At 67.5% G+C, this 23,316-nt stretch carries 16 protein-coding genes and 3 rRNA genes; 8 read left to right on the forward strand and 11 right to left on the reverse strand.

The genetic code is table 11. The features are described 5' to 3' along the window. Positions 1-13: 13 nt before the first annotated feature. From pstB to pstS, 4 genes are all read right to left on the reverse strand, one after another. Entirely contained in the window at positions 14-790 is a 777-nt protein-coding gene (gene pstB, locus B446_RS18100; protein WP_020940903.1) for a phosphate ABC transporter ATP-binding protein PstB, read from the reverse strand. A gap of 73 nt (positions 791-863) precedes the next feature. Further along, positions 864-1,925, reverse strand: coding sequence for a phosphate ABC transporter permease PstA (pstA, locus tag B446_RS18105; protein ID WP_020940904.1), 1,062 nt, complete (start codon positions 1,923-1,925; stop codon positions 864-866). Further along, a complete protein-coding gene (gene pstC / locus B446_RS18110) occupies positions 1,922-2,929 on the reverse strand; it encodes a phosphate ABC transporter permease subunit PstC (RefSeq protein WP_020940905.1) in 1,008 nt (335 codons plus the stop codon). The genes pstA and pstC overlap by 4 nt, the downstream gene beginning before the upstream one ends. 126 nt (positions 2,930-3,055) lie before the next feature. Beyond that, positions 3,056-4,186 carry a phosphate ABC transporter substrate-binding protein PstS gene (gene pstS, locus B446_RS18115; protein WP_020940906.1) on the reverse strand — a complete coding sequence of 377 codons (1,131 nt, stop codon included), beginning with the start codon at positions 4,184-4,186 and terminating at the stop codon, positions 3,056-3,058. Positions 4,187-4,507: 321 nt separating this feature from the next. Here pstS and B446_RS18120 point away from each other — a divergent pair, with 321 nt between their 5' ends. Beyond that, complete coding sequence (locus B446_RS18120; protein WP_043475927.1) at positions 4,508-6,094, forward strand: FAD-binding oxidoreductase; 1,587 nt, start codon at positions 4,508-4,510, stop codon at positions 6,092-6,094. A gap of 116 nt (positions 6,095-6,210) precedes the next feature. Here the strand turns inward: B446_RS18120 and B446_RS18125 are convergent, their stop codons facing one another. The 3 genes from B446_RS18125 to B446_RS18135 all read right to left on the reverse strand — a co-directional run bounded on the left by B446_RS18125 (position 6,211) and on the right by B446_RS18135 (position 9,106). Beyond that, a complete protein-coding gene (locus tag B446_RS18125) occupies positions 6,211-6,912 on the reverse strand; it encodes a phosphatase PAP2 family protein (RefSeq protein ID WP_020940908.1) in 702 nt (233 codons plus the stop codon). A 231-nt stretch (positions 6,913-7,143) separates the two neighbouring features. Continuing rightward, positions 7,144-8,130 (reverse strand): NlpC/P60 family protein, encoded by a 987-nt coding sequence (locus tag B446_RS18130; RefSeq protein WP_106960700.1) that lies wholly within the window; start codon positions 8,128-8,130, stop codon positions 7,144-7,146. Positions 8,131-8,335: 205 nt separating this feature from the next. Next, complete coding sequence (locus B446_RS18135; protein ID WP_020940910.1) at positions 8,336-9,106, reverse strand: trypsin-like serine peptidase; 771 nt, start codon at positions 9,104-9,106, stop codon at positions 8,336-8,338. 547 nt (positions 9,107-9,653) lie between these two features. Between B446_RS18135 and B446_RS18145 the strand changes: the two genes are divergently transcribed. From B446_RS18145 to B446_RS18170, 6 genes are all read left to right on the forward strand, one after another. Continuing rightward, the gene (locus B446_RS18145) at positions 9,654-9,962 is read left to right on the forward strand and encodes a hypothetical protein (protein ID WP_014673544.1); all 309 of its coding nucleotides are present in this window, start codon (positions 9,654-9,656) and stop codon (positions 9,960-9,962) included. A 168-nt stretch (positions 9,963-10,130) separates the two neighbouring features. Beyond that, positions 10,131-10,961: a hypothetical protein gene (locus B446_RS18150; RefSeq protein WP_020940911.1), complete on the forward strand. Its 831-nt coding sequence runs from the start codon at positions 10,131-10,133 to the stop codon at positions 10,959-10,961. Beyond that, positions 10,951-12,291 (forward strand): hypothetical protein, encoded by a 1,341-nt coding sequence (locus tag B446_RS18155; RefSeq protein WP_020940912.1) that lies wholly within the window; start codon positions 10,951-10,953, stop codon positions 12,289-12,291. Before B446_RS18150 ends, B446_RS18155 begins: the two co-directional genes overlap by 11 nt. Then, positions 12,288-13,847, forward strand: coding sequence for an SCO6880 family protein (locus B446_RS18160; RefSeq protein WP_020940913.1), 1,560 nt, complete (start codon positions 12,288-12,290; stop codon positions 13,845-13,847). Before B446_RS18155 ends, B446_RS18160 begins: the two co-directional genes overlap by 4 nt. Positions 13,848-13,861: 14 nt before the next feature. Next, the gene (locus B446_RS18165; protein ID WP_020940914.1) at positions 13,862-15,274 is read left to right on the forward strand and encodes an ATP-binding protein; all 1,413 of its coding nucleotides are present in this window, start codon (positions 13,862-13,864) and stop codon (positions 15,272-15,274) included. A 13-nt stretch (positions 15,275-15,287) separates the two neighbouring features. Continuing rightward, a complete protein-coding gene (locus tag B446_RS18170) occupies positions 15,288-16,859 on the forward strand; it encodes a type IV secretory system conjugative DNA transfer family protein (RefSeq protein ID WP_020940915.1) in 1,572 nt (523 codons plus the stop codon). Positions 16,860-16,876: 17 nt separating this feature from the next. Here the strand turns inward: B446_RS18170 and B446_RS18175 are convergent, their stop codons facing one another. Then, the gene (locus B446_RS18175) at positions 16,877-17,443 is read right to left on the reverse strand and encodes a GNAT family N-acetyltransferase (RefSeq protein ID WP_020940916.1); all 567 of its coding nucleotides are present in this window, start codon (positions 17,441-17,443) and stop codon (positions 16,877-16,879) included. A gap of 90 nt (positions 17,444-17,533) precedes the next feature. Between B446_RS18175 and B446_RS18180 the strand changes: the two genes are divergently transcribed. Beyond that, complete coding sequence (locus B446_RS18180) at positions 17,534-18,091, forward strand: cysteine hydrolase family protein (RefSeq protein ID WP_020940917.1); 558 nt, start codon at positions 17,534-17,536, stop codon at positions 18,089-18,091. A gap of 71 nt (positions 18,092-18,162) precedes the next feature. Here B446_RS18180 and rrf read toward each other — a convergent pair. The 3 genes from rrf to B446_RS18195 all read right to left on the reverse strand — a co-directional run bounded on the left by rrf (position 18,163) and on the right by B446_RS18195 (position 23,297). Then, positions 18,163-18,279: ribosomal RNA gene (gene rrf / locus B446_RS18185) — 5S ribosomal RNA — on the reverse strand. A 69-nt stretch (positions 18,280-18,348) separates the two neighbouring features. Continuing rightward, a 23S ribosomal RNA gene (locus tag B446_RS18190) occupies positions 18,349-21,469 on the reverse strand. Between the two features lie 302 nt (positions 21,470-21,771). Then, a 16S ribosomal RNA gene (locus tag B446_RS18195) occupies positions 21,772-23,297 on the reverse strand. The 16S, 23S and 5S rRNA genes sit together here, the layout of an rRNA operon. Positions 23,298-23,316 lie beyond the last annotated feature (19 nt).

Consider the following 23,316-nt stretch of genomic DNA (forward strand, 5'->3'; position numbering starts at 1 on the left):
AGGGGTCTGGGGATCAGCCGAAGCGGCCGGAGATGTAGTCCTCCGTGGCCTGCACCGACGGGTTGGAGAAGATCCGCTCGGTGTCGTCGATCTCGATCAGCCGACCGGGCTGGCCCACGGCGGCCAGGTTGAAGAACGCCGTACGGTCCGAGACGCGCGCCGCCTGCTGCATGTTGTGGGTCACGATGACGATCGTGAACCGTTCCTTCAGCTCACCGATCAGGTCCTCGATGGCGAGCGTGGAGATCGGGTCCAGGGCCGAGCAGGGCTCGTCCATGAGCAGGACGTCCGGCTCGACGGCGATCGCCCGCGCGATGCACAGACGCTGCTGCTGGCCACCCGACAGGCCGGAGCCCGGCTTGTTCAGGCGGTCCTTCACCTCGTTCCAGAGGTTCGCGCCCTTGAGCGACTTCTCGACGATGTCGCCCAGTGCGCTCTTCTTGTAGTTGCCGTTCAGGCGCAGACCCGCCGCCACGTTGTCGAAGATCGACATGGTGGGGAAGGGGTTCGGGCGCTGGAAGACCATGCCGACCTCGCGGCGCACCGACACCGGGTCGATGCCCGAGCCGTACAGGTCCTCGTCGTCGAGGAGCACCTTGCCCTCGACCCGGCCACCGGGGGTGACCTCGTGCATGCGGTTCAGCGTGCGCAGGAACGTCGACTTGCCGCAGCCGGACGGGCCGATGAACGCCGTCACCGAGCGCGGCTCGACGGACATGGAGATGTCCTCGATCGCCTTGTGGGATCCGTAGTAGGCGGTGAGCCCGCTTACGTCGATTCGCTTGGCCATGTCTACTTCACTTCCAGAAATTCAAGCTCGGTCGCTGGGTGGCCGCCATCGGCCGGTAGCCGCTAATCGGTGCTTAGCGACCGGTCTTCGGGGCCTTCCAGCGGGCGATGCCGCGGGCCACGAGGTTGAGGATCATCACGAAGGCGATCAGCGCGAGCGAGGCCGCCCACGCCCGGTCGTACGCCGCACCGCTACCCGCGCTGTTCGCGAACTGCTGGTAGATGTACAGCGGCAGCGACGCCTGCGCCCCCTCGAAGGGGTTGTTGTTGATGAACGGGTTGCCGAAGACCAGCAGCAGCACCGGCGCGGTCTCACCGGCGATACGGGCGACCGCCAGCATGATGCCGGTGGTGATGCCGCCGATCGAGGTCGGCAGGACCACCTTCATGATCGTGCGCCACTTCGGCACACCGAGGGCCAGGGACGCCTCGCGCAGCTCGTTCGGGACGAGCTTGAGCATCTCCTCGGTGGAGCGCACGACGACCGGCATCATCAGGATGGCCAGGGCCAGCGAACCGGCGAAGCCGAACGGCTGCATCTTGAAGATGAGCATCAGGCTGAGGATGAACAGACCCGCCACGATCGACGGGATGCCCGTCATGACGTCGACGAAGAAGGTGACGGCCTTGGCGAGCCTGCCCCGGCCGTACTCCACCAGGTAGATCGCGGTGAGCACGCCGATCGGGGCGCCGATCAGGGTGGCGAGGCCGACCTGCTCCAGGCTGCCGATGATGGCGTGGTAGATACCGCCGCCGGGCTCGGTGTCGGCGACGACACCCATCGAGTGGGTCAGGAAGTAGAGGTTCAGGACCTTCACACCGCGTGCGACGGTCACCCAGATCAGGGAGACCAGCGGCACCACGGCGACCACGAAGGCGACCCAGACCAGGCTGGTCACGATGCGGTCCTTGGCCTGCCTGCGGCCCTCGACGCGCGCGGCGATGCCGTACGTGCCGAGGACGAACAGGACCGCGGCGATCAGACCCCACTGGACGCTGCTGTGCAGTCCGGCGGCGAACGAGATGCCGATGCCGAGGGCGACGGAGCCGGCGGCGATCGCCCAGGGCGACCACGTGGGCAGGCTGGCGCCGCGCAGGGTGCTGGGGCGCTTGTGGCTGACGGCTGCGGTGCTCATGCGTTGGCCCCCGAGTACTCCGCGCGGCGGGCGATGATCAGCCGGGCCGCGCCGTTGACCAGCAGGGTGATGACGAACAGGACCAGACCAGACGCGATCAGCGCGTCCCGGCCGAACTCCGTCGCCTCGCTGAACTTGCTGGCGATGTTCTGCGCGAAGGTGCCGCCGCCCGGGTTGAGCAGGCTGGCCTGGATGTCGAAGGACGGGGAGAGCACCGTGGCCACGGCCATCGTCTCGCCCAGCGCACGGCCGAGGCCGAGCATCGAGGCGGAGATCACGCCGGAGCGGCCGAAGGGCAGCACGGACATGCGGATGACCTCCCAGCGCGTGGCGCCGAGGGCCAGGGCCGCCTCCTCGTGCATGCGCGGGACCTGGCGGAAGACCTCGCGGCTCACGTTGGTGATGATCGGCAGGATCATGATCGCGAGCAGGATGCCCACGGTGAGCATCGAGCGCGGGGCGCCCTGGTCCCAGGAGAACAGGCCGGTCCAGCCGAAGAAGTCGTTGAGCCAGCCGAAGAGGCCGTTCATGTGCGGGACGAGCACCAGCGCGCCCCACAGGCCGTACACGATGGACGGCACGGCGGCGAGCAGGTCGATCACGTAGGCGACCGGACCGGCGAGCCGGCGCGGCGCGTAGTGCGTGATGAACAGCGCGATGGCGACCGCGACCGGGACCGCGAGCAGCATGGCGACGACGGAGGAGACGATCGTGCCGAACGCCAGGACCGCGATGCCGAAGGTCGGCGGCAGGAGGTTGGTGTTCCACTCGAAGGTGGTCAGGAAGTTGCCGTGGTCCTTGCTGATGGCGAGGGAGGCACGGTAGGTGAGGAAGACCGCGATCGCGGCCATGATCACCAGAAGCAGGATGCCCGAGCCGCGGGTCAGGCCGAGGAAGATCCGGTCACCGGGCCGGGTCGCGCCGCGGGCGGCGCGCTTGACCTCGGTCTCGGTGGGACGCGGGGCGGGAGGAGGTGCGTCGGTTGTTTTCGTCGATATGTCCATCGGGTTCTCCGGTCTGCTGAGCCGTGCACCCGGGTGGGGTGTGCGGCTCTTGGCGGCGGTGCACCGGACGGTGCGGCCCGGTCCTCGGGGAAGTCCGTGTGGACCGGGCCGCACTCTCGGATCAGGTCAGCTCAGGCCCTCGATGGTGGTGCGGACCTTGGCGATGATCGCGTCGGGGACGGGCGCGTAGTCGATGCCCGACAGGACCTTCTGGCCGTCCTCGCTCGCGATGTAGCGGAGGAACGCCTTGGTGGCGGGCAGGGTGTCCGCCTTGTTGCCCTTGTCGCAGACGATCTCGTACGTGACCAGGGTGATCGGGTAGGCGCCCTCGGCCTTGGTCTTGTAGTCGAGCTTCAGCGTCAGGTCCTTGCCGGTGCCGACGACCTTGGCGGCCGCGATGTCGGCGGTGGCGCTGTCGGTGCTCGGGGCGACGGGCTTGCTGGCGCCGGTGTCGATGGAGACGGCCTTGATGCCGTCCTTGACGTAGGACAGCTCGAAGTAGCCGATGGCGCCGGAGGTCTGCTTGACCTGCTGGGCCACACCCGCGGACTGCGGGGCGGACTGGCCGCCCTTGGCCTGCCAGGCCTTGCCGCCGGAGTACTTCCAGTTGTCCGGGGTGGTGGCGATCAGGTACTTGGTGAAGTTGTCCGTGGTGCCGGACTCGTCCGAGCGGTGGAACGCCTGGATCTTGAGGTCGGGCAGCTTGACGCCCTTGTTCAGCTTGGCGATCGCCGGGTCGTTCCACTTGGTGATCTTGCTGTCGAAGATCTTCGCAAGGGTCGGGGCGTCCAGGACCAGGTTGTCGACACCCGGGACGTTGTAACCGAGGGCGATCGGGCCGCCGACCATCGGGAGGTCGATGCCCTGACCGCCGTTGCACACCTTCTTGGAGGCGGCGACCTCTTCCGGCTTCAGCGCGGAGTCGGAACCGGCGAAGGCGACCTGGCCCTGCGTGAACGCGGTCACGCCGGCGCCGGAGCCACCACCCTTGTAGTTGATCTGCACGCCACAGGCCTGGGAGAAGGTCTTGACCCAGGCGTCGATCGCGTTCTTCTGCGCGGAGGAGCCGTCGGCGAGCAGCTGGCCCTTGGCGTTGTCGCACTTGACCGAGCTGGCGTTGGCCGAGGCCGTCGACTTGCCGCCCGCGCCGTTGCTGCCGTTGTCGTCCGAGCCGCACGCCGTCAGGGCCAGGGCGCCGGAGACCGCGATCGCACCGAGGGAAAGGGCGCGCAGCCGGTTCTTGCGCTGAAGCTTCACTTTCGGGAGTTCCTTCCAGGAGCCGCCGCGGTGGGCGGCGTGCGAGGGAGTAGTGCGCGAGCGCTCGTAAGGCCGCACTCCGCACCGTGCACGGCCGAAATTAGGCAGAACAGGTGAAGCCGCCGATGGCCGGAAGTGAACGGCGGGTGAACCCCTGCCGTCGCCTCGGTGAGGTCACGGAATGCTCACGGGGAGGGCACGCGAAGGTTCCGACGGCGAGCCGCACACGAACGCACCTTCGACGTTCGCGACCCTGCCCGAGGGAACCCTTGTGCGCATGGCGTCGTCTCGTTCCAGGAGAGCCGAGGAAGGGCGACAGACATGGAACGGCGTACGTTCATTTCGGGCGGCGCGGCCGCGCTGGCGGCGACCGCGCTGACCGGTTGCAGTTCTGGCACGGGCACGTCCGCCGGCCGCCCGGCGCACCTGTCCGCGTCGTCTACGTCCTCTGCGTCGTCTACATCGTCGGTCACGGCCATGAAGACCACCACTCAGGCCGCCGCCGCGAACTGGACCGCCCTGGCCCGGGACCTCGACGGCCCGCTGATACGCCCCGGCGACGCGTCCTGGAAGGCCGCCCACCAGCTCTACAACACCCGCTTCGACGGCCTGAAGCCGGCCGCGGTCGCCTACGTCGCCCACGCCGACGACATCCGCACCACCCTGGCCTACGCCCACTCCCACGGCATACAGGTGGCGATACGCAACGGCGGCCACTCCTACGCCGGCTACTCCTCGGGCGACAACCGCCTGATCCTCGACGTGTCCAAGCTGAACCGGGTCCGGGTCAGCGGCGGCCAGGCGGTGGTGGGCGCCGGCTCCAAGCTGATCGACGTCTACCGGTCCCTGGGCGCGAAGGGCGTGACCATACCGGCGGGCTCCTGCCCCACGGTCGGCGTCTCCGGCCTGGTCCTCGGCGGCGGCCACGGTGTCGCCTCCCGCGCCTACGGCCTGACCTGCGACAGCCTCACCCAGGCCACCGTGATCACCGCGGACGGCACCCAGGTCACCGCGAACGCCACCTCCCACTCCGACCTCTTCTGGGCGCTGCGCGGCGCCGGCAACGGCAACTTCGGCGTCGTCACCGAGCTGCAGTTCCGCACCCACCCGGCACCGCAGGCGGTCACCGCGTACCTGACCTGGTCCTGGTCGAAGGCCGCGGCGGTGTTCAAGGCCTGGCAGGAGTGGGGGCCGACCCAGCCCGACGAGATCTGGTCCTCGCTGCACCTGTCGAACACCCCGGGCGGCACGCCGAGCATCTCGGTGGCCTGCTTCTCCCTGGGCACCTACGGCGAACTGCAGAACGCGGTGGACCGGCTGGCCCACCAGGCGGGCGCCGACGCCCGGTCCGTGACCCTGCGGCGGCGCGGCTACGAGGAGGCGATGGAGATCTACGCCGGCTGCTCCTCCTTCTCCACGGACGCCCAGTGCCACCTGCCGGGCTCCACCCCGGGCCGCTCCCCCCAGGGCGCCCTGGGCCGGGAGACCTACGCGGCCCGCTCCGACTTCTTCGACCGCTCCCTGTCCTCGGCGGGCGTGCAGACCCTGCTCCGGCAGATCGGCGCGGTGAGGGGCGGCGGGGGCAGCATCGCGTTCACCGCCCTGGGCGGCGCGGTCAACCGCGTCTCCCCCACGGCCACGGCGTTCGTCCACCGCCGCTCCCGGATGCTGGCGCAGTACATCGCCTCCTGGGGCGCGGGCGGCACCGGCGGCACGGCCCAGTCCTGGCTGACCTCGGCCCACGCCGCGATGAAGCCGTACGCCTCCGGCGCGGCCTACCAGAACTACACGGACCCGACCCTGACGGACTGGCGCAAGGCGTACTACGGCGACGCGTCCACCCGCCTGACCAAGGTGAAGAAGCAGTACGACCCCCAGCGCTTCTTCTCCTACAAGCAGGGGCTGTAGGGGCGTAGGGGCTGGACCCGCGGAAAACGCGCCCTGTGGAGTCACAGGGCGCGTTCCGACGCACCTCTCCGGGGCGGGCTTAGGAGGTCACCAGCGCTCGCGCGCCCCCGCAGGGGCTACGCGGCCAGGTCCTTCTCCGACTTCGCCGGCTTGCGGGCGCCCGGCAGGAGGGGGTTGTCCCGCCCGTCGGGGGACGTGCGGGCGCGGATCAGCCAGGCCGCACGCGGCGAGCGCTCCACGACCTTCGTCAAGGGCGTCAGCAGGGCCATGGCGAGCGGGGACAGCAGCAGGGCGACGGCCGTGCCGAGGGCGAAGCCGCCGACGACGTCCGTCGGGTAGTGCACACCCATGTAGACCCGGCAGAAGCCCTCCAGCAGCGCCAGCCCTATCCCCGCGAGCCCGAAGCGGCGGTGGGCGACGAAGAGGCCCACACCGAGCGCCATGGTGAGGGTGGCGTGGTCGCTGACGAAGGAGAAGTCGGTCTTGCCGGAAACGAGGACGTCCAGTCCCCGGTGGTCGACGAACGGGCGCGGGCGTTCGACGAAGCCGCGGATCGGGACGTTCACCAGCACCGCGAGACCGGCCGCGAGCGGCGCCCACACCAGGGCGGCCACGGAGGACGCGGCGTCCTCACCACCCCGGCGGCGCACCGACCACCAGCACCACAGCACCAGGAGCACCATCGCGACCGGCAGCCCGTATTCGCCCACGAACTCCATGACCCGGTCGAACCAGTGCGGCGCGTCCTTGGCCAGGCCGTTGATGTCGTAGAGCAGGCCGACGTCGGGGTTGGATCCGGATTCGGCGAGTACAGCCATGGTGCTGCGGCCCCTTCGTCGTCTTCCCGGACGCACCTCGTGTGCGCCGCGCCTGGCCCCCCGTGGGTCGTAGATCCGCTTCCGCTGCACTGGCGCACTGACGTCCGCTCGGCTACGTCAACAGGAACGCACAGGTCCCCTTGATACGTTCCACTCTCCACCGAATGATCACGCAGACGTTATCGAAGAGAGACTCATCACCCCAGCTCAGGGGGTGGGTTCACGCTCGGTTCACACCGCCGTGGGGAGTGCTTTCGCGCCATCTTCGGTGACCCGTGTGGCGCCGAAGTAGTCGGGGGTGTCCACCGGGTCGAAGCGGATCACCGCACCCGAGCGCGGGGCGTCGATCATGTACCCGCCTCCCACGTAGATCCCCACGTGCCGGATGGCCCGCGAGTCGGTGAGATCGTCGGAGAAGAACACCAGGTCACCGGGGAGCAGTTGATCACGCGAGGGGTGCGCGCCCGCGTTGTACTGGTCGTTGGCCACCCGGGGCAGACCGATGCCCACCTTCTCGTACGCCGCCTTGGTCAGCCCCGAGCAGTCGAAGCGCCCGCCCTGGTCGGCGGTGCCGTTGCCGCCCCAGAGGTAGGGCGTGCCCAGCTTGCTCTGCGCGAAGGCGATGGCGCCCGCCGCCTGCCGGGTCGGATCGAGCCGGCGGACCGGCGCGGCGAAGGACTTCTCCAGACTGCGGATCCGCTTGACGTAGTTCTGGGTCTCGCTGATGCCCGGCACCCCGCCGGACCTGATGACCCGGTAGGCGCCCGCGTTGTAGGCGGCGAGCATGTTGTCGGAGACGTTCCCCGGAACGTCCTTGACGTACTTGGCCAGTTCGCAGTCGTACGAGGCGGCCGACGGGATCGCGTCGGCCGGGTCCCAGATGTCGCGCTTGCCGTCGCCGTTGCCGTCGATGCCGTGCGTCGCCCAGGTACCGGGGATGAACTGGGCGATGCCGCGCGCGTCGGCGGGGCTGACGACGGTCGGGTTCCAGCCGCTCTCCTGGTACAACTGCGCGGCCAGCAGGGCCGGGCTGAGCGCCGGGCACAGATTGCCCCACTGCTGCACGAGCGGCTTGTAGGCGGCCGGCACGGCCCCCTTGGCGAGCCCCCGGCTGCCCGTGGTGACGCTGTTGACCAGGTTCCCGGCGACGATGTACACGCCCACGACGAGCAGCATCACGAACGCGAGCGCACCGCCGACGGCGGCGGCCACCGCGATCCACGCCTTACGCACCGTCAACCGCCCCTCACCGCCCGGGAGTACGCCGGGGTCAGTCTACGGCCGCCGGTCCCGGAGCCGGCCGTACCCGGCGCTGGTCGGAATCTGTCCCGTCGGGGCACCGGCCAATCACCCGTCCGGAGCAGTTTCGGAGCAGTGGGCGCCCTTCGGCCGGGGAGACGTCCCGCCCCGGCGGGGGCCGCGTTCAGGAACGGGCCGTGGCGTCCTTGTACAGCTCGGCGGCCTCCTTGCCCAGCACCACGCTGTACGAGGTGTCCGCGGTGGAGCCGCCGTGCTCGTGCCCGCCGAGCACACCGACGACCTGCCGGTCACCGTTCACCCAGGGACTGCCGCTGGTGCCGCCGGTGAACTCGGGACAGTCGATCCGCTGCTGGGTGCCACTGTGCCGGACCGGCTTGTTGGTGCAGCTGATCGGCACCTCACGGGCGTCCGGGTAGCCGGTGACGGTCACGGCGGTGGCGCCGGTGGCCGTGCCGGGGGCGAACCGGTTCCCGCCGACCACGTCCTCCACCCGCCGCCCGCCCAGCTCCCCGACGGTCGCGAAGGCGATGTCGCTGTCCTCGTCCTGCCCCTTGGCCCACCCGTCGGGCAGGAACCGCCTGCCGACCTTCCACACCCCGTAGGGCGCCTGCCCGTCCCGGTACCCCGGCGCGAAGACCAGGTCGCCGTCGCTGCCGTCGACGCAGTGCGCGGCGGTGACGATCAGGTCGCGCCCGGGGCTGTGCACGACGGAGGCGGTGCAGAAGTGCCCGCCGGACAGCCGGCCGGCCCGGTCCGCGCCGAACAGCGCGCCGACCCGGACGGTGTGCCGCGTCATGGCCGTCTCGGCGGTGACCCCGAAGGGCCCGGGCCCGTCATCGGCCGAGGCCACGGACGCGGACGTCAGGGCGAGCGTGATGACCGCGCAGCCCAGGGCGGGTCGCGAGGGGAGCCAGATGCGTGCGAAGCGCTTCATCAGGCGTCACTCTCCCCCACGAAGGTGAGAATCCCGTCCCGACTTCACTGAGATTTTCCTGAGAACCATCCCTACGGCCGCCGGGCCCGCGCAGCACCGCCGGCCGCCGGTGACCCCCCGGGCCCCGCACGGCTCCGGCGCCTGGCGCGCCTGCCTCCCCACCGTACGGGGAGCGCTCCGCGACCGCCTCTCCCGCCCGTCACCCGGAGCGACGCCGGCTCGACGAGGTCACCCCGCCGGCCCGGCCCCCGGCCGTGAGAACATCGTCTCGACACCTCACCCGACCGGCCGTCAGGCAGCCGTCCCAGGACGTCAAGAGGGCCGAAGAAGGTCAACGACGGAACCACACCACAGGTTCCGCACCGACCTCGTTGCCCGGCGTGACCTGCCGTGATACACAGAGTGACCGTACGGGTCATTCGTACGAAACCCGCCAGTCAATGACGTCAAGTCGACATACGACAGCCGGGTTGTCGGCGAGAATGAGTCCTGACCTCTGCACACCGCAGGGGCCACGCGGAACTACCCACCAGGGGCGGTGACTTACATGCTCTTTGCGGCCGACAAGGGAGACATCAACACCATCATCGGCGGGATCGCTCCGGACTGGGGCCCGTTCGGCAGCCTGGGCAACGAGGCCAAGGTGATGATCGAGGTGGTGATGGCCGTCGCCATCCTGCTCTGCCTCGGCATCGCGGTCTGGGGCGCGGCCAAACAGCGGATCGGCGCCACGGCCCTGCGGGACACCTTCAGCGCGGAACAGGGCAAGGGCCTGATCATCGCCGGTCTCACCGGGGTCTTCATCATCGGATCACTGGGCACCCTGTTCACCATCGTGTACGGCATGGCGGTCTGACACCCCCTGCCGCCCCGGGCGCGCCCGGCCGTCCCCCTCCACCCACCCACCCGTCGTGCCCACCGGCTGAGGTTGCGTCTCCCTGATGTCGAGTCACCACACCGCGCCCGCGCGGGAACCAGCACGGCTACCGTCGTATCTCTACGAGGGTGAGGGGGCACAGGCGGCATGAGTCTCGGAGACGAGCAGGGCTACACCGACTACGGCGACACGGGGCACACCCGTACCCGGCTGCCCGAGGGCGACCCCTACGGCGGCGCTCCACGCCGCGGCGGCCGCCGCTCCTCCTCCCGAAGCCTGGTCACGGTGGTCGGCGTGGTCGTCCTCCTCATCGCGGCGATCGCCTTCGCGAACCGCGGCCACGACGCGTCGTCCGACAACGCGACGAACAAACAGCCCCAGCCGAAGGCGGCCCCGACGACCGCGACCGGCACCAAGCCGGTGGAGAGCAAGTCCACCGGCGTGCCCACGGGATTCGCCCACACCGAGCAGGGCGCGCAGTCGGCGGCCTCGAACTACGCCGTGGCGCTGGGCTCCACCGGCATGTTCAGGAAGGACAGCCGACACACGCTGCTGGACCTCCTGTACACCTCCGACGCGGCGTCCCGCCTGCAAGCCCCCATGGACCAGGCCTATTCGGCGGAGTTCCTCGGCAGAATGGGTCTCGACGCTTCGGGCAATCCGCCCAAGGGCAGCACGTTCGTCTCGAGAGTGGTCCCGATCGGCACGACCGTGCGGCAGTACCAGGACGACAGGGCCAAGGTCGCGGTCTGGTACCTGGGGCTCATCGGCATGGCCGGCAACGCCTCGACCGACCCGGTCACCTCGACCTGGAAGACCTGGACGTTCGACCTGCGGTGGTCCGACGGCGATTGGAAGATCGCCTCGGACGCGCAGAAGGACGGCCCCGCGCCGGTGCCCGGCGACGACAAGGCCGCCACCTCCGACGAGATCAGCAAGGCCACCGAAGAGTACGGAGGGTTCACGTATGCCCGGTAGCTCGCACCGTGCGCTCAAGCTCGCCGGAGTCGTGACAGCCGTGCAGACCACGGCCGTACTGCTGGCCACCCGTGCCATCGCCGCGCCCACACCCACCCCTACGGGCAGCCCGTCCCCCTCGCCGTCGAAGAGCAAGTACAACTGCGACGTCATCTCCGGGGAGGCCAAGAAGTACTGCGAGCGCGGCAACACCTCCAGCGGGTCCGGTGGTGCCACCACGCCCGACACGAGCACACTCGACCCCCTGTCGTCGCTGGCGAAGGGATGCGCCGAGGCCGCCTCCTGGACCATCGGGAAGCTCAGCGGTGCCGTGAAGGAGACCGCGAACGTCGACTTCACGAACACCAAGTTCCTCCAGCAGTACGCCGTCGTGTTCGCCGCCTCCACGATCCTCACGCTCCTGCTGTGGCTGCTGGCCGTCGCCAAGCGGGCCGTCCGCGGAGTCCCCCTCACCACCGCCATCTCCGAAGCCGTCGGCTTCCTCTGGCTGACCGTGCTCGCCTCCGCCTTCACCCCGCTGATCCTCTACACCGTCGTCTCGGCAACCGACGGCGTCACGGACGTCCTCGCGAAGGCGACCGGCGACCAGACCCACACGTTCTTCGGCACCTTCTCCGGCGCCCTCGGCAAGGGCAACGACATCGGCGGCGGACCGATCATGCTGATCGTCGTCTCCCTGGTCAGCATCCTCGCCGCCGGCGTCCTCTGGCTCGAACTGGTCATCCGCGCCGCCCTGCTCTACGTCGGCGCCCTCCTCGGCACCGTCGTCTACGCCGGCCTCGTGGACAAGAACCTGTGGGGCCACGTCCGCCGCTGGGCCGGCATCATGATCGCCGTCATCCTGGTCAAACCGGTGATCGTCATCGTGCTCGGCCTCGCCGGCGCGCTCTCCGGCGACAGCGGCCCGGACGCCTTCTCCGCCGTCGTCTCCGGCCTCGCCATCATCCTGCTCGCCATCTTCGCCAGCGCGATGATCTACCGCTTCGTACCCGGCTTCGGCGACGAGATCGCCGGCTCCCGCAACAACCGCATGATGCAGGGCGCCGAGAGCAAGGCCGCCGCCGTCATCAGCTCCCCCGCCACCCTGGTCGCCCAGGGCATCAAGACCCACAGCACCCGCGCCGACAACAACGGAGGAGGCGGCGGCTCCAGCGCCGCCCGCCCCGCCAACCCCGCCTCCGGCGGCGTCGCGGCGCACAGCAGCCGCGGCTCCCAGGGCGGCGGCGGAGCCGTCCCCTCCGCCGCACCCGCGCCCCGCGCGTCCAGCCCGGCCAACACCCCGCACGCCAGTAACACCCGCAACAACCGCTCGGGAGGTGAAGGGCGTTGACGACCGAGTCCCACCTGTCCCATCCGGTCACGCCCCGCCGTACGTATCTGATCGGCCGCGCCCGGCCGAACGCGATCATCGGCAGGAACCGCGAGTCCGGAGAGATCGCGCTGATCGTCGCCGGCGCGTTCCTCGGCATGATGTGCGGCCTCCTCGTCCCGGTCCTGTCCCTGCGCATCGTGCTGCTGACGGGCTTCCCGCTGCTCGCGCTCGCCGCGGTCTACGTGCCGTACAAACGCCGCACCTTCTACAAGTGGTTCGAGGTCAACCGCTCCTACAAGCGCACCGTCAAGCGCGGCGCCGCCTACCGCTCCACCGCCATGGAGGCCGGCACCCGGCTCGACGGGCGGGAGGTGGAGATCGGCCCGCCGCCGGGCATCGGCCGGATCAACTGGCTCGCCGCGCCCTTCGGCCCCGACGAGATCGCCGTACTGCTGCACGCCGACCGCAGGACGGTCACCGCCTGCATCGAGATCGAGGGGCCCGGTGTCGGCCTGCGCGACTCCGAGGACCAGGAAGCCCTCGTCGACCGCTTCGGCACCCTGCTCAAGCACGTCGCCAACGGCGACGGTTTCGTCACCCGGCTGCAGATGCTCGCCCGCACCCTGCCCGCCGACCCCGACGCACACGCCAAGGACGTCGCCGTCCGCGGCGACAACAAGGCCCCGCACTGGCTGTCCGACTCCTACGACCAGCTCCAGTCCATGGTGTCCACCAGCAGCGAGCAGCACCGCGCCTACCTCGTCGCCTGCATGCACTACACCCGCGAACTGGCCGCCGAGGCCCAGGCCATGGCACGGGCCGCCCGGCCGCAGTCCGGCCGCAAGCTGGACCGGGACGCCGGCCTCGCCGTCGTCATGGCCCGCGAGCTGACCGACATCTGCTCGCGCCTCCAGGAGGCCGACATCCGCGTCCGCCAGCCCCTAGGGCAGGGCAGGCTGGCCTCCCTCATCCACTCCATGTACGACCCCGACCACCCCATCGACCACATCCAGGCGATGAGCAAGCGCAACGCCTGGCCGGCCGAACTGGACGCCATGGAGCCCACCTACCTCCAGGCCAAGACCCGCGAGTCCGCCACCCGCGCCCCCTGGTGCCACGCCACCGCCTGGGTGAAGGAGTGGCCGATGACCCCCGTCGGCGTCAACTTCCTCGCCCCGCTGCTGGTCCACACCCCGGACGTCATCCGAACGGTCGCCGTCACGATGGATCTCGAGCCCACCGAGGTAGCCATCGAACGCATGCTGACCGAGAAGACCAACGACGAGGCCGAGGCCTCCCGCGCCGCCAAGATGAACCGCACCGTCGACCCGCGCGACATCGCCGCCCACAACCGGCTCGACCAGCGCGGCGAGGACCTCGCCAGCGGCGCGGCCGGCGTCAACCTCGTCGGCTACATCACCGTCTCCTCCCGCTCCCCGGAATCCCTCAACCGCGACAAGCGGACGATAAGGGCGTCCGCCGGAAAGTCGTACCTGAAGCTGGAGTGGTGCGACCGCGAGCACCACCGGGCCTTCGTGAACACACTTCCCTTCGCCACCGGCATTCGACGGTAGGGGCTGATGCGCTGATGCGGGACCCGCTGTCCGTCCTCACGGACGCCTTCACGTCCTTCCTGTTCGGGAAGGTCGAGACGACCCGGCTGCCGGTACGCACCTCCACCGGCCAGGCCCAGGCGGTCTACCTGCCCACCGCCGCGCCCGGCCTCGGCGACTCCGGCGTCATCATCGGCCGCGAGGTCTACTCCGGGAAGGGCTACATCTACGACCCCTTCCAGCTCTACGGCCAGCAGCTCCCGGCACCGCACTGGCTGGTCCTCGGCGAGTCCGGCAACGGCAAGTCGGCACTGGAGAAGACCTACGTCCTGCGGCAGCTGCGCTTCAAGGACCGCCAGGTCGTCGTCCTGGACGCCCAGGGCGAGGACGGCGTGGGCGAGTGGAACCTCATCGCGGAGGAGCTGGGGATAACTCCCATCCGCCTCGACCCGACGGCCGCCCTGAACCACGGCATCCGCCTGAACCCGCTGGACCCGTCGATCACCACCACCGGCCAGCTCGCCCTGCTGCGCACCATCATCGAGGTCGCGATGGGCCACGGCCTGGACGAGCGCTCGGGCTTCGCCCTCAAGGTCGCCCACTCCTACGTCAACGAGTCCATCCTGGACCGCCAGCCGGTGCTCACCGACATCGTGGAGCAGCTGCGCCACCCCGAGCCGGAGTCGGCGGAGGCGATGAACGTCGCCATAGACGACGTACGGGCCTGGGGCCTCGACGTCGCCCTGGTCCTCGACCGGCTGGTCGACGGCGACCTGAGGGGCATGTTCGACGGCCCCACGACGGTCGGCATCGACCTCGACGCCCCCCTCATCGTCTTCGACCTCTCCCACATCGACCGCAACTCGATCGCCATGCCGATCCTGATGGCGATCGTCGGCGTGTGGCTGGAGCACACCTGGATCCGCCCCGACCGCAAGAAGCGCATCTTCCTGGTCGAGGAAGCCTGGCACATCATCAACAGCCCGTTCGTGGCCCAGCTGTTCCAGCGGCTGCTGAAGTTCGGCCGGCGTCTCGGCCTGTCCTTCGTCGCCGTCGTCCACCACCTGTCGGACGTGGTGGACGGAGCGGCCGCCAAGGAGGCGGCGGCGATCCTCAAGATGGCCTCGACGAGAACGATCTACGCCCAGAAGGCGGACGAGGCCAGAGCCACCGGCCGGGTCCTGGGCCTGCCGCGGTGGGCGGTGGAGATCATCCCCACCCTCACCCCCGGCATCGCCGTCTGGGACGTCAACGGCAACGTGCAGGTGGTCAAGCACCTGGTCACGGAGACGGAACGGCCGCTGGTGTTCACCGACCGCGCCATGACCGAGTCCTCCAGCGACCTGGCGGCCGACGACGCGCTGCGCGCGGCCGAGCTGGAGGCCGAGCAGCGGGCGGCGGCCTTCGTGGAGCAGCACCTGGGCGACGCCGAATCGACGGTGGCGTAGGGGGAGAACGCACGTGAGACCGGACGACCGCCGTGACGAGCGTCGCGACCCCCGCCGGGCCGGGCAGGGCGGCATCCCCGACGGCCTGCTGATCGGCATACTCGCCTTCCTCGTCGGCATGACGGTGCTGGTGTGGACGGCCACCGGTCTGTCGGGCCTGTTCTCCCGGGGGGCCTGGCCCGACGGCGTCACCTTCACCCACACCCCGGTGGCGATGCGCCACCTCATCGGCCGGCCGCACGACCTCGCCGGCGCCTGGCCGGACACCCCCGCCGCCCAGCTCTCCGGCTGGGGCCTGTTCTGGGGCCTCCTCATCGGCCAGCTGATGATCCTGCTCGTCCTCGCCCTGTTCGTGATGGGCACGGTCGCGCGGTGGCGGGCGGGCCGGGTGCGCCGGGCGTTCGACCGGGGCGCGGCACAAGGACGCGGGCAGGGGCACGGGCAGGCGGCGGCACCGGCCGGAGCGCCGCAGGAGCCGTACGAGGTCCCGGAACCGCGCACCGAGCCGCGACCGGCCCCGGAGCCACGACCGGAACCGGCGGCGGCGCCCGTGGCGCGGACGGCGCCCCTGGAGCAGGCGCAGGCCGCACAGCCGGCGGTACCGGTGGAGCGGGTGCCCGCCGGCACCGGTCAGCCGGTCGGCCGGGAGAGCGACCGCCCCGAGGCCGCTGTGCTCTACGGACCACCGGCGGGCCGCCACACGGCCGCGGCGCAGGCCGTCCGCGACGCGGAGGGCCCCGCCCTCGTGGTCACCTCGAACCCGGCCCTCTGGCAGGACACCAAGGACGCCCGGGCCAAGCTCGGCCCCACCCTGCTCTACGACCCCGCCCACCGCTGCGACACCCCGGCGCGGATGCACTGGTCCCCGACGGCCGGCTGCCAGGACAAGCAGACGGCCGTGGACCGGGCCAGGGCCCTCCTCGCACCCGTACAGCCGACCGCCAGGATCGACCAGGCGGTCGCCGACACCGCGACAACGCTGCTGCGCAGCTACCTGCACGCCGCCGCCCTGGAGTCGCGCACGGTCCGCCACGTCCACCGCTGGTCCCAGGGCCTCCAGGTGCAGGACGCGGTACGGACCCTCCGCACCCACCCCAAGGCCGCCCCGGGCGCCGCCGGCGAGCTGGAGGCGGCCCTCACCGCGTACCCGGAACGCCGTGACATGGCCCAGGAGCTGACCAGCCGGGCCCTGGCCGCCCTCTCCACGGTCAACATCCGCGAGGCTTGCACACCAAACCGAACTGATGCCCTCGCCTTGGATTCCTTCGTCCACGAAGGGGGCACGCTTTATGTGGTCGGTGAATCCATCGAGGACCCCAGGACCAGCCCGGGCGCGATGCCCCTCCTGACGGCCCTCGTCTCCAGCGTGGTCGAGCGCGGCCGGCACATGGCCGAACGGTCATCCTCCGGTCGGCTCGACCCACCACTGACCCTGGTGCTGGACGACGTCGCGGCCGTGGCGCCCCTGCCCCAACTGCCCGACCTGCTCACCACCGGAGCCGCCCAGGGACTGCCCACGCTCGCCCTGCTCCGTTCCCGCGAACAGGCCCGGGCCCGCTGGCCGCACCAGGAACTGCCGGTCTAGGCCCGGTTCCTGGCCCGCTACGGCCGCCGTTCGAGAACGAACTCCAGCTCCTTCTCCGACTCGTCCTTCACGAAGCACACGGAGACGCCGCTCGGCACGAACCCCGCCTTGCGGTAGGCCCCCTGGGCCCGCGCGTTGGCCTCGTGCACCAGCAGCCGCACCCGCTCGGCACCACGCTCCCAGGCCCAGGTCACGCCGGCGTCGAACAGCGCCTTGACCAGGCCGGTCCCACGCTGTTCGGGCCGTACGTACACCCCGACCACATGCCCCTGCCGGCGCTCCACCGGGTGCCCGGCCCAGTCCTGGGTGCCGGGCTCCTCGATGAGGACGGTGACGGAACCGGCCCAGGTGCCGTCCGGCGCCTCGGCGATGAACTGCCGGGCCCCGCTGGGCTCTTCCGCGGACCGCTCAGCCCGCTCCCGGTAGAACGAGTCCGGCCGGTCCACGGCGTCCTCGTAGGTCTCCAGGAACGCCATGGGCGCGGCCGGGTCGCGCAGCGCGTCCAGCCGGAGCTGCTTCATGGCGGCCCACTCGTCGGGGCGTATCGGACGGACGACGTGGTCTTCGCCGGTGGGGATGTTCATGCCGTCACGGTAGCGGCGCTCCGGCGACGGCTCATCCGATATAAGACCCGGCAGGCCCCGGTTGTCAGTGGCGCCCCCTACGGTGGGCGCATGACCACGCTCACCGATCGCCCTCATACCGCACTGCTCGTCATCGACGTCCAGAACGGCGTCGTGGCGGACGCACACGACCGCGACGGCGTCATCGCCAACATCGACGCCCTGGTCGGCAGGGCCCGCTCGGCGAACGTGCCGGTCGTCTGGGTCCAGCACTCCGACGCGTCGCTGCCGCGGGACACCGAGCCCTGGGAGTACGTGCCGGAGCTGAAGCGCCAGGACGACGAACCTCTGATCCACAAGACGTACGGGGACTCCTTCGAGGACACCGACCTGGAGGCCGTGCTGGCCGAGCGGAAGGTGGGCCGGCTCGTCGTCGCGGGCGCCCAGACGGACATGTGCATCCGCTCGACGCTGCACGGAGCCATCGCCCGCGGCTACGACGCGACGCTGGTCGCCGACGCCCACACCACGGAGGACCTGACCGAGTACGGGGCTCCCGTCCCGGCCCAGGTGATCGCCCACACCAACCTGTACTGGGCGGGACAGCGGGCCCCCGGCCGCAAGGGCGGGATCGTGAAAACGGCGGAAGTGTCGTTCCAGACGTTCTGACAGCCGGCGGAAAAGGACCCTGAACGCAGAAAACCCCCGCATCTTTCGATGCGGGGGTTTTCTCAAAAATTGTTCGGCGGTGTCCTACTCTCCCACAGGGTCCCCCCTGCAGTACCATCGGCGCTGTGAGGCTTAGCTTCCGGGTTCGGAATGTAACCGGGCGTTTCCCTCACGCTATGACCACCGAAACACTATGAAACTGACAACCGAAAAGGCTGTTCGTGGTTTCAGAACCAACACAGTGGACGCGAGCAACTGAGGACAAGCCCTCGGCCTATTAGTACCGGTCACCTCCACCCATTACTGGGCTTCCAGATCCGGCCTATCAACCCAGTCGTCTACTGGGAGCCTTACCCTCTCAAGGAGGTGGGAATACTCATCTCGAAGCAGGCTTCCCGCTTAGATGCTTTCAGCGGTTATCCCTCCCGAACGTAGCCAACCAGCCATGCCCTTGGCAGAACAACTGGCACACCAGAGGTTCGTCCGTCCCGGTCCTCTCGTACTAGGGACAGCCCTTCTCAATATTCCTACGCGCACAGCGGATAGGGACCGAACTGTCTCACGACGTTCTAAACCCAGCTCGCGTACCGCTTTAATGGGCGAACAGCCCAACCCTTGGGACCGACTCCAGCCCCAGGATGCGACGAGCCGACATCGAGGTGCCAAACCATCCCGTCGATATGGACTCTTGGGGAAGATCAGCCTGTTATCCCCGGGGTACCTTTTATCCGTTGAGCGACGGCGCTTCCACAAGCCACCGCCGGATCACTAGTCCCGACTTTCGTCCCTGCTCGACCCGTCGGTCTCACAGTCAAGCTCCCTTGTGCACTTACACTCAACACCTGATTGCCAACCAGGCTGAGGGAACCTTTGGGCGCCTCCGTTACTCTTTAGGAGGCAACCGCCCCAGTTAAACTACCCATCAGACACTGTCCCTGATCCGGATMACGGACCCAGGTTAGACATCCAGCACGACCAGACTGGTATTTCAACGACGACTCCACCCATACTGGCGTATGAGCTTCAAAGTCTCCCAGCTATCCTACACAAGCCGAACCGAACACCAATATCAAACTGTAGTAAAGGTCCCGGGGTCTTTCCGTCCTGCTGCGCGAAACGAGCATCTTTACTCGTAGTGCAATTTCACCGGGCCTATGGTTGAGACAGTCGAGAAGTCGTTACGCCATTCGTGCAGGTCGGAACTTACCCGACAAGGAATTTCGCTACCTTAGGATGGTTATAGTTACCACCGCCGTTTACTGGCGCTTAAGTTCTCAGCTTCGCCTGGACGAATCCAAGCTAACCGGTCCCCTTAACGTTCCAGCACCGGGCAGGCGTCAGTCCGTATACATCGCCTTACGGCTTCGCACGGACCTGTGTTTTTAGTAAACAGTCGCTTCTCGCTGGTCTCTGCGGCCACCCCCAGCTCACGGAGTAAATCCGATCACCGAGTGTGGCCCCCCTTCTCCCGAAGTTACGGGGGCATTTTGCCGAGTTCCTTAACCATAGTTCACCCGAACGCCTCGGTATTCTCTACCTGACCACCTGAGTCGGTTTAGGGTACGGGCCGCCATGAAACTCGCTAGAGGCTTTTCTCGACAGCATAGGATCATCCACTTCACCACAATCGGCTCGGCATCAGGTCTCAGACTATGTGCAAGGCGGATTTGCCTACCTCGCGTCCTACACCCTTACCCCGGGACAACCACCGCCCGGGATGGACTACCTTCCTGCGTCACCCCATCACTCACCTACTAACCGCTTGGTTCGGCGGCTCCACCACTCCCCTCAACTCCGAAGAGATCAGGGCGGCTTCACGGCCTTAGCATCACGATGCTCGATGTTTGACGCTTCACAGCGGGTACCGGAATATCAACCGGTTATCCATCGACTACGCCTGTCGGCCTCGCCTTAGGTCCCGACTTACCCTGGGCAGATCAGCTTGACCCAGGAACCCTTAGTCAATCGGCGCAAACGTTTCTCACGTTTGTATCGCTACTCATGCCTGCATTCTCACTCGTCAACCGTCCACAACTACCTTCCGGTGCTGCTTCACCCGGCAGACGACGCTCCCCTACCCATCACAGCACCCGTTGGGGCTATATGCTGCAATGACACGACTTCGGCGGTACGCTTGAGCCCCGCTACATTGTCGGCGCGGAATCACTAGACCAGTGAGCTATTACGCACTCTTTCAAGGGTGGCTGCTTCTAAGCCAACCTCCTGGTTGTCTGTGCGACTCCACATCCTTTCCCACTTAGCGTACGCTTAGGGGCCTTAGTCGATGCTCTGGGCTGTTTCCCTCTCGACCATGGAGCTTATCCCCCACAGTCTCACTGCCGTGCTCTCACTTACCGGCATTCGGAGTTTGGCTAAGGTCAGTAACCCGGTAGGGCCCATCGCCTATCCAGTGCTCTACCTCCGGCAAGAAACACACGACGCTGCACCTAAATGCATTTCGGGGAGAACCAGCTATCACGGAGTTTGATTGGCCTTTCACCCCTAACCACAGGTCATCCCCCAGGTTTTCAACCCTGGTGGGTTCGGTCCTCCACGAAGTCTTACCTCCGCTTCAACCTGCCCATGGCTAGATCACTCCGCTTCGGGTCTTGAGCGTGCTACTGAAACGCCCTGTTCGGACTCGCTTTCGCTACGGCTTCCCCACACGGGTTAACCTCGCAACACACCGCAAACTCGCAGGCTCATTCTTCAAAAGGCACGCAGTCACGAGATACAGCAAGCTGCATCCGACGCTCCCACGGCTTGTAGGCACACGGTTTCAGGTACTATTTCACTCCGCTCCCGCGGTACTTTTCACCATTCCCTCACGGTACTATCCGCTATCGGTCACCAGGGAATATTTAGGCTTAGCGGGTGGTCCCGCCAGATTCACACGGGATTTCTCGGGCCCCGTGCTACTTGGGTGTCTCTCAAACGAGCCGCTGACGTTTCGACTACGGGGGTCTTACCCTCTACGCCGGACCTTTCGCATGTCCTTCGTCTACATCAACGGTTTCTGACTCGTCTCACAGCCGGCAGACTGTGAAAGAGAGATCCCACAACCCCGCATGCGCAACCCCTGCCGGGTCTCACACGCATACGGTTTGGCCTCATCCGGTTTCGCTCGCCACTACTCCCGGAATCACGGTTGTTTTCTCTTCCTGAGGGTACTGAGATGTTTCACTTCCCCTCGTTCCCTCCACACTGCCTATGTGTTCAGCAGCGGGTGACAGCCCATGACGACTGCCGGGTTTCCCCATTCGGAAACCCCCGGATCAAAGTCTGGTTGACGACTCCCCGGGGACTATCGTGGCCTCCCACGTCCTTCATCGGTTCCTGGTGCCAAGGCATCCACCGTGCGCCCTTAAAAACTTGGCCACAGATGCTCGCGTCCACTGTGCAGTTCTCAAACAACGACCAGCCACCCATCACCCCCGGTCAACAACCGGAGTTCACTGGGGCCGGCGACTGAGGAAGTTCATTCCCTCAGACACCCAACAGCGTGCCCGACACGATCAGCTGACCAGATCAGCGTTCCACGCTCCGAAGAGCAGTACTTGCGCCTGGTCCATCCTGGACCGTGCCGAATAATCAACGTTCCACCCATGAGCAACCAGCATCAGACGTTCGCTGATGTTCTGGCCTCTGACCGAGCAGGCTCGGTAAGAAGTGCTCCTTAGAAAGGAGGTGATCCAGCCGCACCTTCCGGTACGGCTACCTTGTTACGACTTCGTCCCAATCGCTAGTCCCACCTTCGACAGCTCCCTCCCACAAGGGGTTGGGCCACCGGCTTCGGGTGTTACCAACTTTCGTGACGTGACGGGCGGTGTGTACAAGGCCCGGGAACGTATTCACCGCAGCAATGCTGATCTGCGATTACTAGCGACTCCGACTTCATGGGGTCGAGTTGCAGACCCCAATCCGAACTGAGACCGGCTTTTTGAGATTCGCTCCACCTCACGGTATCGCAGCTCATTGTACCGGCCATTGTAGCACGTGTGCAGCCCAAGACATAAGGGGCATGATGACTTGACGTCGTCCCCACCTTCCTCCGAGTTGACCCCGGCGGTCTCCTGTGAGTCCCCATCACCCCGAAGGGCATGCTGGCAACACAGAACAAGGGTTGCGCTCGTTGCGGGACTTAACCCAACATCTCACGACACGAGCTGACGACAGCCATGCACCACCTGTACACCGACCACAAGGGGGCGCCTGTCTCCAGACGTTTCCGGTGTATGTCAAGCCTTGGTAAGGTTCTTCGCGTTGCGTCGAATTAAGCCACATGCTCCGCCGCTTGTGCGGGCCCCCGTCAATTCCTTTGAGTTTTAGCCTTGCGGCCGTACTCCCCAGGCGGGGAACTTAATGCGTTAGCTGCGGCACCGACGACGTGGAATGTCGCCAACACCTAGTTCCCACCGTTTACGGCGTGGACTACCAGGGTATCTAATCCTGTTCGCTCCCCACGCTTTCGCTCCTCAGCGTCAGTAATGGCCCAGAGATCCGCCTTCGCCACCGGTGTTCCTCCTGATATCTGCGCATTTCACCGCTACACCAGGAATTCCGATCTCCCCTACCACACTCTAGCTAGCCCGTATCGACTGCAGACCCGAGGTTAAGCCTCGGGCTTTCACAATCGACGTGACAAGCCGCCTACGAGCTCTTTACGCCCAATAATTCCGGACAACGCTTGCGCCCTACGTATTACCGCGGCTGCTGGCACGTAGTTAGCCGGCGCTTCTTCTGCAGGTACCGTCACTTTCGCTTCTTCCCTGCTGAAAGAGGTTTACAACCCGAAGGCCGTCATCCCTCACGCGGCGTCGCTGCATCAGGCTTTCGCCCATTGTGCAATATTCCCCACTGCTGCCTCCCGTAGGAGTCTGGGCCGTGTCTCAGTCCCAGTGTGGCCGGTCGCCCTCTCAGGCCGGCTACCCGTCGTCGCCTTGGTGAGCCATTACCTCACCAACAAGCTGATAGGCCGCGGGCTCATCCTTCACCGCCGGAGCTTTACAGCCTCCACCATGCGGTGGAAGCTCATATCCGGTATTAGACCCCGTTTCCAGGGCTTGTCCCAGAGTGAAGGGCAGATTGCCCACGTGTTACTCACCCGTTCGCCACTAATCCCCACCGAAGTGGTTCATCGTTCGACTTGCATGTGTTAAGCACGCCGCCAGCGTTCGTCCTGAGCCAGGATCAAACTCTCCGTGAATGTTTACCGGTAATCCGGT

The organism is Streptomyces collinus Tu 365, from assembly GCF_000444875.1.
Taxonomy (GTDB): Bacteria; Actinomycetota; Actinomycetes; order Streptomycetales; family Streptomycetaceae; genus Streptomyces; species Streptomyces collinus_A.